This window comes from Burkholderia sp. Ax-1720 (assembly GCF_011753035.1).
Taxonomy (GTDB): Bacteria; Pseudomonadota; Gammaproteobacteria; order Burkholderiales; family Burkholderiaceae; genus Burkholderia; species Burkholderia gladioli.
Genome location: NZ_VWWK01000173.1, coordinates 1 through 14,629, shown reverse-complemented (window position 1 = coordinate 14,629; position 14,629 = coordinate 1). Strand labels below are relative to the sequence as shown.

At 67.3% G+C, this 14,629-nt stretch carries 12 protein-coding genes; 10 read left to right on the top strand and 2 right to left on the bottom strand.

The annotated features are described in order from the left end of the window. The first annotated feature begins 145 nt into the window (after positions 1-145). The 3 genes from galU to F3J18_RS30345 all read left to right on the top strand — a co-directional run bounded on the left by galU (position 146) and on the right by F3J18_RS30345 (position 1,902). Positions 146-1,033, top strand: coding sequence for a UTP--glucose-1-phosphate uridylyltransferase GalU (gene galU / locus F3J18_RS30355; protein WP_013690560.1), 888 nt, complete (start codon positions 146-148; stop codon positions 1,031-1,033). Between the two features lie 27 nt (positions 1,034-1,060). Continuing rightward, a complete protein-coding gene (locus tag F3J18_RS30350) occupies positions 1,061-1,393 on the top strand; it encodes a hypothetical protein (protein ID WP_166915832.1) in 333 nt (110 codons plus the stop codon). Positions 1,394-1,458: 65 nt separating this feature from the next. Further along, a complete protein-coding gene (locus F3J18_RS30345) occupies positions 1,459-1,902 on the top strand; it encodes an HU family DNA-binding protein (RefSeq protein WP_013690559.1) in 444 nt (147 codons plus the stop codon). 322 nt (positions 1,903-2,224) lie between these two features. On the opposite strand, the gene F3J18_RS30340 is transcribed toward F3J18_RS30345, so the two are convergent. After that, positions 2,225-3,376: a porin gene (locus F3J18_RS30340; RefSeq protein WP_166915830.1), complete on the bottom strand. Its 1,152-nt coding sequence runs from the start codon at positions 3,374-3,376 to the stop codon at positions 2,225-2,227. 413 nt (positions 3,377-3,789) lie between these two features. Next, entirely contained in the window at positions 3,790-4,680 is an 891-nt protein-coding gene (locus F3J18_RS30335) for a YihY/virulence factor BrkB family protein (protein WP_013690557.1), read from the bottom strand. Between the two features lie 360 nt (positions 4,681-5,040). Here F3J18_RS30335 and F3J18_RS30330 point away from each other — a divergent pair, with 360 nt between their 5' ends. From F3J18_RS30330 to F3J18_RS30300, 7 genes are all read left to right on the top strand, one after another. After that, entirely contained in the window at positions 5,041-6,066 is a 1,026-nt protein-coding gene (locus F3J18_RS30330) for a succinylglutamate desuccinylase/aspartoacylase family protein (protein ID WP_166915828.1), read from the top strand. Between the two features lie 506 nt (positions 6,067-6,572). After that, entirely contained in the window at positions 6,573-9,644 is a 3,072-nt protein-coding gene (fdnG, locus tag F3J18_RS30325) for a formate dehydrogenase-N subunit alpha (protein WP_166915826.1), read from the top strand. Between the two features lie 12 nt (positions 9,645-9,656). After that, positions 9,657-10,571 carry a formate dehydrogenase subunit beta gene (fdxH, locus tag F3J18_RS30320; RefSeq protein ID WP_013690553.1) on the top strand — a complete coding sequence of 305 codons (915 nt, stop codon included), beginning with the start codon at positions 9,657-9,659 and terminating at the stop codon, positions 10,569-10,571. Further along, complete coding sequence (locus tag F3J18_RS30315) at positions 10,568-11,212, top strand: formate dehydrogenase subunit gamma (protein ID WP_013690552.1); 645 nt, start codon at positions 10,568-10,570, stop codon at positions 11,210-11,212. Before fdxH ends, F3J18_RS30315 begins: the two co-directional genes overlap by 4 nt. Positions 11,213-11,729: 517 nt before the next feature. After that, positions 11,730-12,665: a formate dehydrogenase accessory protein FdhE gene (fdhE, locus tag F3J18_RS30310; protein WP_025099609.1), complete on the top strand. Its 936-nt coding sequence runs from the start codon at positions 11,730-11,732 to the stop codon at positions 12,663-12,665. Between the two features lie 13 nt (positions 12,666-12,678). Further along, complete coding sequence (gene selA, locus F3J18_RS30305) at positions 12,679-14,124, top strand: L-seryl-tRNA(Sec) selenium transferase (RefSeq protein WP_166915825.1); 1,446 nt, start codon at positions 12,679-12,681, stop codon at positions 14,122-14,124. Next, positions 14,121-14,629: GTP-binding protein (locus tag F3J18_RS30300; RefSeq protein ID WP_166915824.1), on the top strand; the 509-nt coding region annotated here is incomplete at its 3' end. The genes selA and F3J18_RS30300, both read left to right, overlap by 4 nt.

Below are 14,629 nucleotides of genomic sequence, written 5' to 3'. Positions count from 1 at the left end.
CGCGGCCCGCGCCTAGCGCCGCGCAAGCGGGGCGGCGCGCTGCATCGCGCCGCCGGCCGCTCCGGCACGCCCAGGCGTGACCGGCCATGCCGTTTCATCGGGCCGCGCGTTGCGCGGCCGTCACTTTCTCCGGGATTTCATCACCATGCTCAAAGTCAAGAAGGCCGTGTTCCCCGTCGCCGGGCTCGGCACGCGGTTCCTGCCGGCCACCAAGGCCAGCCCGAAGGAGATGCTGCCTGTCGTCGACAAGCCGCTGATCCAGTACGCGGTCGAGGAGGCCATCAAGGCCGGCATCACCGAGATGATCTTCGTGACGGGGCGCAGCAAGCGCGCCATCGAGGATCACTTCGACAAGTCCTACGAGATCGAGGCCGAGCTCGAGGCGCGCGGCAAGGACAAGCTGCTCGAACTGGTGCGCGGCATCAAGCCGTCCAATGTCGACTGCTACTACGTGCGCCAGCCCGAGGCGCTGGGCCTGGGCCACGCGGTGCTGTGCGCCGAGAAGCTGGTGCACGGCGAGCCGTTCGCGGTGATTCTCGCCGACGACCTGCTGCACGGCGAGCAGCCGGTGCTGCGCCAGCTGGTGGACGTGTTCAACCACTATCACAGCTCGGTGATCGGCGTGGAAACCATCGCGCGCGAGGACAGCCGCTCCTATGGCGTGGTCGAGGGCCGCGAATGGGAGGAGGACGTGATCAAGCTGTCGGGCATCGTCGAGAAGCCGGCGCCCGAGAGCGCGCCGTCCAATCTCGGCGTGGTGGGCCGCTACGTGTTCATGCCGAGCATCTTCGATCACCTGCGCCGCATCAAGCCGGGCGCCGGCGGCGAACTGCAACTGACCGACGCGGTGCAGTCGCTGCTGACCGAGGAGCAGGTGCTGGCCTATCGCTACTTCGGCACCCGCTTCGATTGCGGCAGCAAGATCGGCTACCTGAAGGCCACCGTCGAGCTCGCGCTCGAGCATCCCGAGGTGCGCCGCGAATTCGAGGCCTATCTGCGCTCCTGCCTGCCGGTGCTCCAGCAGGTGGCCTGAGCGAAGGCCGCTTCACCGATCGTCCATGTGGTGGTTGTTCCGTTCGCCCCGGCATTGCGCCGGGGCTTTTTTGTTTGCGCGAGCCGTTGTCCAGTTGGCGCGCTGGCGGCGGCGTTGCCGCTCGAATGGCGTTTGCCGCCGGTAAACAAGGGGTTTTCGACGCGGCGTGCGGCGATGTTTCGCATCGCCGAAGGTCCGGCGCGGCGCGGCGCGTCGCACATAATTCGAGCCGCGCCGCCCTGGTTTCGCGAGCCGATCGGGCCGTCGTCGGGCTCGCCAGTCAGCGGCGAGCAACAAAACCTGCCGAAAACCCGCAGATTCCGCATAAAAGTGCTGCACGAAGCGTCGCGCCGCTTGTAGAATCCGGCCTTGAAGCATGCACGTCGTGTGCTTCGAATCCAACGACCACACCTGGTAGGAGAAACATGGCGACTTCCGCAAAAAAGGTGGCCAAGAAGGCTGCCGCACCGGCCAAGAAAGTGGCTGCCAAACCTGCAGCGCCCGCGAAGAAAGTAGTGGCCAAGAAGGCTGCCGCGAAGGTGCCGGCCGCTCCGACGCCGATCAAGGACAGCTTCACCAAGGCATCGCTGGCGACGCACATCGCCGAGCGCGCTGAAGTCGAGCTGAAGACGGTCAAGGCCGTGCTCGCGACGCTGGAAAACGTGATCCTCGGTTCGATCCACAAGAAGGGTGCGGGCGAGTTCACGCTGCCGGGTCTGCTGAAGATCTCGGCCCAAGCCGTGGCAGCGAAGAAGAAGCGCTTCGGCAAGGATCCGTTCACGGGCGAAGAGCGCTGGTTCCCGGCCAAGCCGGCGAGCGTGCGCGTCAAGGCACGTGCACTGAAGAAGCTGAAGGACGCAGCAGCATAAGGGAATTGCCAGGACGCCCGGGTCGTTCCGGAACGTCGAGGCAGCCCAAAAAGATCCCCGCGTGCGAAGAGCGCGCGGGGATTTTTTTATCCGCGCGCGGCATGAAGGGCGCGGGAAACGTGGCTCGGGCCGCGCGAAGCGTGCCGGCGGCGATCGATCCGACGGGGCGCCGGGCGCTCGCCGCCGCCAGGGCAGGCAGCCCCGTGCCGGAACGGCAGGACGAAAAAAAACCAGCCGTCGGCGCGAAGCCTCGGGCTGGTTCGATCGCTCGGCCATCGAGCGGCGCCCGCAGGCACCGTCGATCGCCGTGGCGACAGCTTGCTTAGAACTTGTGGCGCAGACCCAGCGCGACCAGTTCCTGCGAGCTCGTGCCGGCGATGCCGTACGAACCGATCGATGCCTGGGCGGCTTGCGTCGTGCCGTTCGCCAGGCGTTGCGTGCCGCTCGCGTGCTGGTACGCGCCGACCAGGTAGACGTCGGTACGCTTGGACAGCGAGTAGTCCGCGCCCAGCGAAGCCTGGTGGTACTTGGCGTCCGTGTCGCCGCTCGCCTTGGTGTACGAGTAGCCGAGGCCGAGCAGCAGGGCCGGGGTAGCCTGGAACGTGGCGAAGGCGCGACCGGTGTTGAACTTCTCGGTCTGGCCGAACGACGAGAACGCGTCACGCTTGTATTGCGCGTTGCTGTAGCCCAGGCCGGCCGTGAACGGGCCGAACGTGTACTGGCCGGCAACCTGGCCGATGCCGATCGACTTCGCGTTGGTGTAGCCGCTGTTGATCGGGCCGTCGAAGATCGCGTCCGACGAACCGCCCCAGCTCGTGCCGCGCGCGGCGCCGTACAGGTTCGAGGCGTAGAAGTAGCCGCCTGCAATGCCGATCGGGCCGTTGTTGTAGGCCAGTGCGGCCGACCAGGTCTGGCCCGAGCCGTTCGAGCCGGCAACGCCGCCCAGTGCGTAGAAGCCTTCGAACTGCAGGCCCGCGAACACCGGCGAGGTGTACTTGATGGCGTTGTTGACGCGCAGGCTGTTGTCGTTGTTATCGACGTCGCCCGGCGTGGCGAACACGCTGCCGAAGTAGTTGTCGGCCGTGACGGCCTGGACCATGTCGACCAGCGGGTCGTATTGGCGGCCCAGCGTCAGCGTGCCGTACTTGTCGCTTTGCAGGCCGACGAAGGCTTGGCGACCGAACATGCGCTTGTTCTGGCCGAGCGTGCCGTCATTGGAGTTGAAGCCGTTTTCCAATTGGAAGATCGCCTTCAGGCCACCGCCCAGATCTTCCGCGCCCTTCAGGCCCCAACGGCTGCCTTGCAGGTTGCCGCTGTTCATCGCCCACGTGTTGTTGCCCGTGCCGTTGCTGCCGTGCACATAGGTGATTGCCGTGTCGATCACGCCGTACAGCGTAACGCTCGATTGCGCGTGCGCTGCGCCTGCGGCACCGAGGAGAGCCAGCGAGAGGGTAGACAGAGCGAGTTTTTTCATAGGTAGTGTTCTCCACGCAAAGTGATTCGTTATTTGTTGCGGATTGGAGAATAGCGCAGTGCGTATCTCGCAAGAAACCCAAAAAAATAAAGTGTCTCCAAAACGTCACAACGATAAAAATTCCTTTTAGATCAATGGCCTATGAAATTATTTCCAATGCGGGAGTCAATTTCCGGCATTCCCTCATGATTGTTGTGGGAAATGAGGGCCATGCCGGATCCTGTCAGGAATCGGGCGGTTTCGATGCAGGAATCGAGGCGGTTGAACGTTTGCGCGTGCGCTTTTGCGCCCGGCGGGCTGGCGAGGCTGGCGGGAATGTCAGCGGCGCGCCAGTTTTGGGCGGGATCTGGAATCGATTACGCGGCGGGAGCGGGCCGCGCGGGGGCGCGGCACCGGCGAATCAGGGATTCTGCCTATTCGTGCGCGGCGTCCGTGCGTGCGCGTCGCGCGTCGCCGCGCGCGGCGGCGAATTCCGCGCCGAGCAGCAGCACCGCCGCCGAGAAGTACAGCCACATCAGCAGCACCGCCAGCGAGCCGGCCGCGCCGAATGCGCTGGCGGTGCCCGCGTGCGCGAGGTACAGCGCGAACAGCTTCTTGCCGGCCGAGAACAGCACGGCCGAGACGATGCCGCCGGTCAGCGCGTCGCGGCGCGTGACGTGCGCGTCGGGCAGGAACTTCAGCAGGGCCGCGAAGGCGCAGGCGAGGATCGCGATGCCGGCGGTGAACTGCAGCAGGTTGCCGACCAGCACGAAGGGCGTGGCGCCCCACAGCCAGCGGCCGATGAAGGTGATCGCGGTGTCGAGCAGCAGGGACACGATCAGCAGGAAGGCCACGCCGAGCACCAGCCCGAACGAGATCAGCCGCACCCGCACCAGGCCGAACACCGAGGACCAGCGTTTTTCCTGGCTCGGCCAGACCATGCCGAGCGCGGTGTTCAGCGAGGAGAAGGTGGCCGAGGCGCCGATCGCCAGCATCACGAAGGAAATCGCCGCCGCGGCGCCGCCATTGCTGTCGCGGCGGTGCGCGTTCTCGACGATGGTCTGCACGCCGGCCGCGGCGTCGTTGCCGATCAGGCTGTGGACCTGGTTGAACACCTCGCCGCGCGCGGCATCGGCGCCGAAGAACCAGCCGGCCACGGCGATCACCATCACCAGCATCGGCGCGAGCGAGAAGGCGGAGTAGAAGGCGATGCTGGCCGCCATGGTGGTGCAGTGGTCGGCGGAGAAGCGCCGGAACGCGTCGAGCGCCCAGTTGACATTGGTCTTGACGAGCTTTTCGGGTGGTTGCGAGAGCAAGGGCTTCATGGTGTCGAGCGCGGGCGCGGCGAGCGCGCATTCTGTTGATGGTTTGGCGGTCGGACGCATTCTGTCCCGAAAAGTTTAGTCGATCGTCCGGGCGAGGGGGCGACGGCGGCCGCATCGGGCGTCGTCGCCGGCCTTGGCGGGCGGGCGCGAGCCCGGCGCGAGCCGGGCACCACGCGGGGCAGATCCCGCCATCGATTCGCAAGGCGGGCGCGAAGCCGGATGCAAGCTTCCCTCGGCCGCCGCAAGCGCCGTGCCCGCGCCGGCGGCCTCGCGCGCTCCCGAGCGGGGGCGGCTCGCGCCCCGGAGCGGCGCGAATGCCGGTAAGCTGCGACTATCGTTTCCGAGCTTCTCCACCCGATCATGACCGACGTATCCCCCCGACGACCGAACCCGATCCAGTGTGAAATCGACCTCGATGCCGAAGGCAAGCATGCCGGCTACCTGCGCCTGCCGCATTCGGTGCACCGCTCCGCCTATGGCTGGCTGCCGGTGCCGATCGCCTCGATCCGCAACGGCGGGGGGCCGGTGGTGCTGGTGATGTCGGGCAATCACGGCGACGAATACGAAGGCCAGGTGCTCAGTTCGCGTTTGATCCGCGAACTGCCGGCCGAGCAGGTGCGCGGGCAGGTGATCGTGCTGCCGATGGCGAATTTCCCGGCGGCGGAGGCGGGGCTGCGCACCTCGCCGCTCGACGACGGCAACCTCAACCGCAGCTTCCCCGGCGACCCGGCCGGCACGCCCACCCAGATCATCGCCGACTACATCGAACACGCCTTGCTGGCGCGCGCCGATTATTTGGTCGACCTGCATTCGGGCGGCAGTTCGCTGATCTATCACGGCGGCAACCTGATCGCGCTGGAGCCGCGCGACGCCGAGGAGGAGCAGCACGTGAAGGCCCTGCTGAGCGCCTTCGGCATGCCGCGCGCCTACCTCAACGCGCCGAATCCCAGCTATGCCTCGTCGGCGGCGCGGCGCCAGGGCGCGATCTCGATCCTGACCGAGCTGGGCGGCGCCGGCATGACCGACGCGGCGCTGCTGCGCCAGGGCTGGCAGGGCCTGCTGAACTTCCTCGGCTTCCTCGGCGTGCTGCGCGGGCCGCTGGTGCCGGACGGCCCGCCGGCGGTGACGCGCTTCATGCGCACCAGCGGGCCCCGGCACTTCGTCTATGCCTACGAGCACGGCGTATTCGAGCCGCTGGTCGAGCTGGGCGATGTGGTGCGCGAGGGCCAGCCGGCCGCGCGCATCCACTTCCCCGACACGCCGCTGCGCGAGCCGGTGGTCCATTGCTTCGAGGCCGCCGGCGAGGTGGTCTGCCGCCGTGTGCCCGCGCAGGTGCGCCGCGGCGACTGCCTGTTCCAGCTCGCCGAACCGCGCGACGCGAGCTGAGCGGCTTTTCTTCCTGATTTCTCCCGTCGGCGGGCGCACGCTAGGACGTGCGCCCGCCGCTCTTGTTTGCTCGCGTTCCAATCGATTTGCGGAATCGCCTGGCGTGAATCGCTATGTTTATTTGGATATAGCGTGTTGGATTCCTTGTGCGAACAATTCGCATTCCGGTGATTTTCTTGCTTGGAGATTTCGAATCGACCCGAGCGGTGCGATCGAAGGACGGATATCGAATCGCTATATTTTTAAATATACAACGAGACTTTCTGAGCGTGACGAAATCCCTTGCCGGTCAAGGATTCTCATCGAGCAGTTCCGCGCCGGAAGTCCGCCCCGCGACGTGAAAATCCGGACCCGCCCCACTACCCATCGGCAATTTCATTTCCTATAAACAAAATGCGCAACGTTGATTTGTCCGATATCCGGGGGCGGATTAATCAGCGTAAAATCGTCGCGCGACAATGTCGTCACAAAAAGATTGTTCCCCGTACATCACAGCCGAGACCATCATGCTCCACATGTCCCGGCGCCAGTTCATGAAGGTGACGGCCTCCACGCTCGCCGGATCGAGTCTCGCCCTGTTGGGATTCTCGCCCGCCGAAGCACTCGCGGAGGTCCGCCAATACAAGCTGGCGCGTACTGTCGAAACCCGCAACACCTGCCCGTATTGCTCGGTGGGCTGCGGGATCCTCATGTATTCCCTCGGTGACGGCGCGAAAAACGCCAAGTCGAGCATCATCCACATCGAAGGCGACCCCGACCACCCGGTCAATCGCGGCACGCTGTGCCCGAAGGGCGCGAGCCTGATCGACTTCATCCACAGCCCGAGCCGGCTCACGCAGCCCGAATACCGCGCGCCCGGCTCCGACAAGTGGGAGCCGATCTCCTGGGAAGCGGCGCTCGACCGTATCGCGAAGCTGATGAAGGAAGACCGCGACGCGAACTTCGTCGAGACCACGCCGGACGGCCAGAAGGTCAACCGCTGGCTGACGACCGGCATGCTGGCCGCCTCGGCCGGCAGCAACGAGGTGGGTTACCTGACCCACAAGACGGTTCGCAGTCTGGGGATGCTCGCGTTCGACAACCAGGCACGTGTCTGACACGGCCCGACGGTGGCAGGTCTTGCCCCGACGTTTGGCCGCGGCGCGATGACGAACCATTGGGTCGACATCAAGAACGCAGACGTCATCCTGGTGATGGGTGGCAATGCCGCAGAGGCACATCCCTGCGGATTCAAGTGGGTCACGGAAGCCAAGGCGCACCGCAAGGCGCGACTGGTGGTGGTGGACCCGCGCTTCACACGCACGGCATCGGTGGCGGATTACTACGCACCGATTCGTACCGGCACGGACATCGCCTTCCTCGGCGGGGTGATCAACTACCTGCTGACGAACGACAAGATCCAGCACGAGTACGTCAAGAACTACACGGATTTCCCCTTCATCGTCCGTGAGGATTACGCCTTCAACGACGGCATCTTCTCGGGCTACAACCCCGACAAGCACGCCTATCCGGACAAGTCGACCTGGGACTACGAACGCGGCGACGACGGCTTCGTGAAGGTCGACGCGACGCTCGCGCATCCGCGCTGCGTCTACCAGCTGATGAAGCAGCACTACTCGCGCTACACGCCCGAGATGGTGGAGCGCATCTGCGGCACGCCCAAGGACAAGTTCCTCAAGGTGTGCGAGATGCTCGCCACCACGGCGGTGCCCGGGCGCGCCGGCACGATCCTCTACGCGCTCGGCTGGACGCACCACTCGGTGGGCGCGCAGATGATCCGCACCGGCGCGATGGTGCAGCTGCTGCTCGGCAACATCGGCATCGCCGGCGGCGGCATGAACGCGCTGCGCGGCCACTCGAACATCCAGGGGCTGACCGACCTGGGCCTGATGTCGAACCTGCTGCCGGGCTACATGACGCTGCCGTCGCAGGCCGAGCAGGACTACGAGGGCTACATCAAGAAGCGCGCCAGCCAGCCGCTGCGGCCGAACCAGCTCAGCTACTGGAAGAACTACCGCGCCTTCTTCGTCAGCTTCATGAAGTCCTGGTGGGGCGATTCGGCCACCGCCGAGAACAACTTCGGTTACGACTACCTGCCCAAGCTCGACAAGCCCTACGACCTGCTGCAGACCATCGAGCTGATGGCCCAGGGCAAGATGAACGGCTATATCTGCCAGGGCTTCAACCCGCTGGCGGCGGCGCCGTCCAAGGCCAAGACCGCGGCCGCGCTGGCCAGGCTGAAGTGGCTGGTGATCATGGATCCGCTGGCCACCGAGACCTCCGAGTTCTGGAAGCCGCACGACGACTACAACGTGGTCGACCCCGCGGCGGTCAAGACCGAGGTGTTCCGCCTGCCGACCACCTGCTTCGCCGAGGAACGCGGCTCGCTGGTGAATTCCGGGCGCGTGCTGCAGTGGCACTGGAAGGGCGCGGACGCGCCGGGCGAGGCGCGCAGCGACCTGGAGATCATGTCGGGGCTGTTCCTGCGCATGCGGGAGGCCTACAAGAAGGACGGCGGCAAGTATCCCGATCCGATCGTCAACCTGACCTGGCCGTACGCGGACCCGGAAAGCCCGACGCCCGAGGAACTCGCGATGGAGTTCAACGGACGCGCGCTGGCCGACCTGACCGACCCCAAGGATCCGACCAAGGTGCTGGTCAAGCGCGGCGAGCAACTGGCCGGCTTCGCGCAGTTGAAGGACGACGGCTCGACCTCGAGCGGCTGCTGGATCTTCTGCGGCGCCTGGACGGCGGCCGGCAACCAGATGGCGCGGCGCGACAACGCCGACCCGACCGGCATCGGCCAGACGCTCGGCTGGGCCTGGGCCTGGCCCGCCAACCGGCGGATCCTCTACAACCGCGCCTCCTGCGACACCGCCGGCAAGCCCTTCGACCCGACCCGCAAGCTGATCGGCTGGAACGGCCGCGCCTGGGCCGGTTACGACGTGCCCGACTACAAGGTCGACGAACCGCCCGAGAACGGCATGGGGCCCTTCATCATGAATCCCGAGGGCGTGGCGCGGTTCTTCGCCCGCGACGGCATGAACGAAGGCCCGTTCCCCGAGCACTACGAGCCGTTCGAGACGCCGCTGGCCGCGAACCCGTTCCACCCCGGCAACCCGCGTGCGCTGAACAACCCGGCCGCGCGTGTGTTCCCGGACGACCGGGCCGCGTTCGGCACGCCGGACAAGTTCCCGCACACGGCCACCACCTATCGCCTGACCGAGCATTTCCACTACTGGACCAAGCACGCGCGACTGAACTCGATCGTGCAGCCGCAGCAGTTCGTGGAGATCAGCGAGGACCTGGCCAAGGAGGTGGGCGTGGTGCACGGCGACATGGTCAAGGTCTCGTCGAACCGCGGCTACATCGTGGCGGTGGCGCTCGTGACCAAGCGGATCAAGCCGCTCACGGTGGACGGCCGCAAGGTGCAGACGGTCGGCATTCCGCTGCACTGGGGTTTCAAGGGGCTCACCAAGCCCGGTTATCTCGCCAATACCCTGACTCCGTCCGTGGGCGACGGCAACTCGCAGACACCGGAATTCAAGTCGTTCCTGGTGAAAGTGGAAAAGGCATAAGGGGAACCCGAGATGGCATTGCAATCGCTGGACATCAAACGGGTGTCCGCCACCACCACGCCGCCGCCGACCGCGCGCGACCCGGTCACCGGAACCGTCGCCAAGCTGATCGACGTATCCAAGTGCATCGGCTGCAAGGCGTGCCAGACGGCGTGCATGGAGTGGAACGACCTGCGCGACGAAATCGGCACCAACGTCGGCGTCTACGACAATCCGGCCGACCTCACCGAGCATTCCTGGACGGTGATGCGGTTCACCGAATACGAGAACCCGGCCGGGGACCTCGAGTGGCTGATCCGCAAGGACGGCTGCATGCACTGCGAGGATCCGGGCTGCCTGAAGGCCTGTCCCTCGCCGGGCGCGATCGTGCAGTACAACAACGGCATCGTCGATTTCCACGAGGAGAACTGCATCGGTTGCGGCTATTGCGTGACCGGCTGCCCGTTCAACATCCCGCGGATCTCGAAGACCGACCATCGCGCCTACAAGTGCACGCTCTGCTCGGATCGCGTCGCGGTCGGGCAGGAGCCGGCCTGCGTGAAGACCTGCCCGACCGGCGCGATCATGTTCGGCACCAAGGAGGACATGAAGCAGCAGGCCGCCGATCGCGTGGTCGACCTCAAGGAGCGCGGGTTCGCCAACGCGGGGCTGTACGATCCGCAGGGCGTGGGCGGCACCCACGTGATGTACGTGCTGCATCACGCCGACAAGCCCTCGCTCTACCACGGCCTGCCCGACAACCCGTCGATCAGCCCGTTCGTGAAGCTGTGGAAGGGCATCGCCAAGCCGCTGGCGGTGGCCGGCCTCGCGCTGACCGCGCTGGCCGGGTTCTTCCACTACACGCGCATCGGCCCGAACGAGGTGACGGAGGAGGATGAAACCGCCGCCCGCGAGGAAGCCCGCCGGATCAAGGAGGACGTGAAATGAGCCATGAAGATCCGAACCTGATCGTGCGCTACTCGGCGAACGAGCGCTCGAATCACTGGATCACCGCGATCTCGTTCGTGCTGCTCGCGCTGTCGGGGCTCGCGCTGTTCCATCCGTCGATGTTCTGGCTCACCGCGCTGTTCGGCGGCGGGCAGTGGACGCGGATCCTGCATCCCTTCGTCGGCGTGGTGATGTTCGTGTCCTTCGCGATCATGGTGCTGCGCTACTGGCACCACAACCTGATCGACGCGGACGATCGCCAGTGGCTGCGGCAGATGGACGACGTGCTGAACAACCGCGAGGAGAACCTGCCGCCGATCGGCCGCTACAACGCCGGCCAGAAGCTGCTGTTCTTCACGCTGGTGGCCTGCCTGCTGGTGCTGCTGCTGTCGGGCATCGTGATCTGGCGGCGGTATTTCTCGCTGTACTTCCCGATCGAGGTGATTCGCCTCGCGGCGGTGGCGCATGCGGTGGCCGCCTTCGTGCTGATCGCCAGCATCATCGTCCACATCTACGCGGCGCTGTGGGTGAAGGGCTCGATCGGCGCGATGGTGCGCGGCACCGTCACGCTCGGCTGGGCCCGCAAGCATCATCCGAAGTGGTTCCGGCAGGCGGTGAAGGAGTCGGGACGGCCGCATTGAGGCCAGGACGATCCGGGGTCGATGCCTGGCCCCGGACGCAGGCGCGAAGGCGATCCGGCCACCGGATCGCCTTCGCCGTTTCGGCCCCGGCGCGGCGCGCGGAACGAGCGGAACCGGCGGGGCCGGCAGGCGAGGGCGTCGCGTCGGGCTGGCGGTCGAAACGGCGCGATCCAGCCCGCCGATCCAGCCCGCCTTTCGCGGCGCATCCGCCGTCCACGATCGAGCGCATCGGCCGATTTCCACCCGGCTCGGCACGAATCCATTTCGATTGCGCGGCGCAAGCCGGGTAATCGAATCCGATCCGCGCGCGGGCGTTGGCGAAGCGCCCCCGGAAGCTGCTATTCTTCACCGCGGTGCTTCGCCTGCCGCCTGCCGACACGACCGGCGCCCGAGCCGGCAACCCCACCCGATCGGCATGAGAATCCGCGGCGGCTGCCGCGTCCCGCGAAAGGTCGATCGCGGCGAAACATCCGGCGCCCGTATCGCGGCGCCGGCCAGACAGTATTAGGTGACCCACGTGACACAACGCATCCTCGACCCGAACGACATCGCGGCCCTCGATCATTCGGCGATTCCCCGCTTCCGGCTTCCCGAACGCGCCAGCGTGTTCGCCGAGCGCGCCGCGCGGCTGCGCAAGCTGGCCGACCTCAATCCGATTTCCGGCTACCTGCGCCTGATGGCGACGCTGGCCGACGCCCAGCATGCCGTGCTCGGCACGCTCGCGGCCACCCCGCCCACGCCCGAGGCCGTGCGCCACGCGCAGATGCATTCGATGCCGATCGTGCCGGCCATGTCGGGCCCGCGCGATCCGCTGTGGCAGGACGTGCTGCAGCGCCTGCTCGACGGCATCGAGCAGGCCGGGCTGGTCACGCCGCCGCTGGCCAAGCTGATCGACCAGCTTCGCCTGAAGACGCCCGCCCAACTCGACGCCCAGGCCGACGCGATCGTCGCGCTGCGGGTGGAGGAGGTCGAGCCCGCCTCGGCGCCGTTCATCGCGGCCGCGCTGCAGGTGGTGTGGACCGATCTCGCCTCGCGCGTGCAACCGGCCGAGGTGCCCTACCTGGACCAGCCGGGCCTGTGCCCGGTGTGCGGCTCGCATCCGGTGGCCAGCGTGATCCGCGTCGGCGCGCAGCAGGGTTATCGCTTCCTGCAGTGCTCGCTGTGCAGCAGCGAATGGCACATGGTCCGCACCAAGTGCTCGAACTGCGATTCGACCAAGGGCATCGCCTATCACGGCATCGAGGGCGGCAGCGAGGCGATCAAGGCCGAGTCCTGCGACGAATGCCATACCTACCGCAAGATCGGCTACCAGGAGAAGGATTACGCCTTCGAGCCGCTCGCCGACGATCTGGCCAGCCTCACGCTCGACCTGCTGATGAACGAGGCCGGCTACCGGCGCAGTTCGCCGAACCCCTTGCTGTGGCCCGAGCTGCCTTCCTCCGACGCATCGTGAACGGAGCCCGTCCTTGAGCGATACCGGCCTCAATGAACTGAACGCCCTGCTGGCGCGCGTGCCCTCGGTCGAGCGGCTGGTGTCGTCCGCGCCGCTGCGCTCGCTGGTCGATTCGCATGGCCGCACGCGCGTGCTGGCGGCCGTGCGCGCCGCGCTCGACGCCTGGCGCGAGGCGGCTCGGCGCGATCCGGCGGGCGCCGTGACGCCCGACGAGGCCGGCGTGGCCGCCGAGGTGGCCGCGCGGCTCGCCGCGGCCGACGCAGGCGAGATGAAGGCGGTGTTCAACCTGACCGGCACGGTGCTGCACACCAACCTCGGCCGCGCGCTGCTGCCCGACGAGGCGGTGCAGGCCGTGACGGCCGCGCTGACGCGGCCGATGAACCTCGAGTTCGACCTGGAAACCGGCCGGCGCGGCGATCGCGACGACCTGATCGACGGCTTGATCTGCGAGCTGACCGGCGCCGAGGCGGCCACCGTGGTCAACAACAACGCGGCCGCCGTGCTGCTGAGCCTGTCGGCGCTGGCCGCGCGCAAGGAGGTGGTGGTCTCGCGCGGCGAGCTGGTCGAGATCGGCGGCGCGTTCCGGATTCCCGAAATCATGAGCCGCGCCGGCGCGCGCTTGCGCGAGGTCGGCACCACCAATCGCACGCATGCGCGCGACTACGCCGAGGCGATCGGCGCGCGCACCGCGCTGCTGATGAAGGTGCATTGCAGCAATTACGCGATCAGCGGCTTCACCAAGGAAGTCACGATCGAGGAGCTCGCGCCGCTCGGCCGCGAGCGCGGCGTGCCGGTGGCCGTCGATCTCGGCAGCGGCACCCTGGTCGATCTCGCGCAATGGGGCCTGCCGCGCGAACCGACCGTGCGCGACACCATCGCCGCCGGCGCCGACCTGGTCACCTTCAGCGGCGACAAGCTGCTCGGCGGCCCGCAGGCGGGCCTGATCGTCGGCTCGCGCGAGCTGGTGGCGAAGATCAAGAAGCATCCGCTCAAGCGTGCGCTGCGCGTGGGCAAGCTCACGCTCGCCGCGCTGGAGCCGGTGCTGCGTCTCTATCGCTCGCCCGAGTTCCTGCGCGAGCGGCTGACCACGCTGCGCCTGCTCACGCGCTCGCACGCCGAGATCGCGGCGGCCGCCGAGCGCGTGCTGCCGGCTTTCCAGCGCGCGATCGGCGAGGCCTACACGGTCGGCACCGAGCCGATGTTCAGCCAGATCGGCAGCGGCGCGCTACCGGTCGACGTGCTGCCCAGCCACGGGCTGGTGGTGCGCGTGGCTTCCGGCAAGCGCGGCGGTCGTGCGCTGGGCCAGCTCGAGACGCGCCTGCGCGGCTGGGCGCGCCCGGTGGTGGGACGCATCGCCGACGATGCGCTGCGGCTCGACCTGCGCTGCCTGGAAGCCGCCGACGAGGCCGAGCTGCTCGCGCTCTGCGAGGCGGCCGCGACGCGGGACGCGCGCTCGTGATCGTCGGTACCGCCGGCCATATCGATCATGGCAAGACCACCCTGGTGCGTGCGCTGACGGGCGTCGATACCGATCGCCTGAAGGAGGAGAAGGCGCGCGGCATCTCGATCGAGCTCGGTTACGCCTACACGCCGCTCGACAACGGCGAGGTGCTCGGCATGATCGACGTGCCCGGCCACGAGCGGCTGGTGCACACCATGGCGGCCGGCGCTTGCGGGATCGACGTGGCGCTGCTGGTGATCGCCGCCGACGACGGCGTGATGCCGCAAACCCGCGAACACCTCGCGATCCTCGAACTGCTCGGCGTCAGGCACGGCATCGTCGCGCTCACCAAGTGCGATCGCGTCGACGCGGCGCGCATCGCCGAGGTGTCCGCCGAGATCCGCGCCTGGCTGGACGCCACCGCGCTGGCCGGCGCGCCGATCTTCGAGACGCGCGCCACGCTGGCCGACGACCCCGGCGTGGCCGCGCTCGGCGCCGCGCTGCGCGAGCTGGCCGCGCAATG

What these genes read in the sequence shown, in the direction of transcription:
- galU (WP_013690560.1), top strand. Translation starts at nt 146, where the DNA reads ATGCTCAAAGTCAAGAAGGCCGTGTTCCCCGTCGCCGGGCTCGGCACG.
- F3J18_RS30345 (WP_013690559.1), top strand. Translation starts at nt 1,459, where the DNA reads ATGGCGACTTCCGCAAAAAAGGTGGCCAAGAAGGCTGCCGCACCGGCC.
- F3J18_RS30340 (WP_166915830.1), bottom strand. Translation starts at nt 3,376, where the DNA reads ATGAAAAAACTCGCTCTGTCTACCCTCTCGCTGGCTCTCCTCGGTGCC.
- F3J18_RS30335 (WP_013690557.1), bottom strand. Translation starts at nt 4,680, where the DNA reads ATGAAGCCCTTGCTCTCGCAACCACCCGAAAAGCTCGTCAAGACCAAT.
- F3J18_RS30330 (WP_166915828.1), top strand. Translation starts at nt 5,041, where the DNA reads ATGACCGACGTATCCCCCCGACGACCGAACCCGATCCAGTGTGAAATC.
- fdxH (WP_013690553.1), top strand. Translation starts at nt 9,657, where the DNA reads ATGGCATTGCAATCGCTGGACATCAAACGGGTGTCCGCCACCACCACG.
- F3J18_RS30315 (WP_013690552.1), top strand. Translation starts at nt 10,568, where the DNA reads ATGAGCCATGAAGATCCGAACCTGATCGTGCGCTACTCGGCGAACGAG.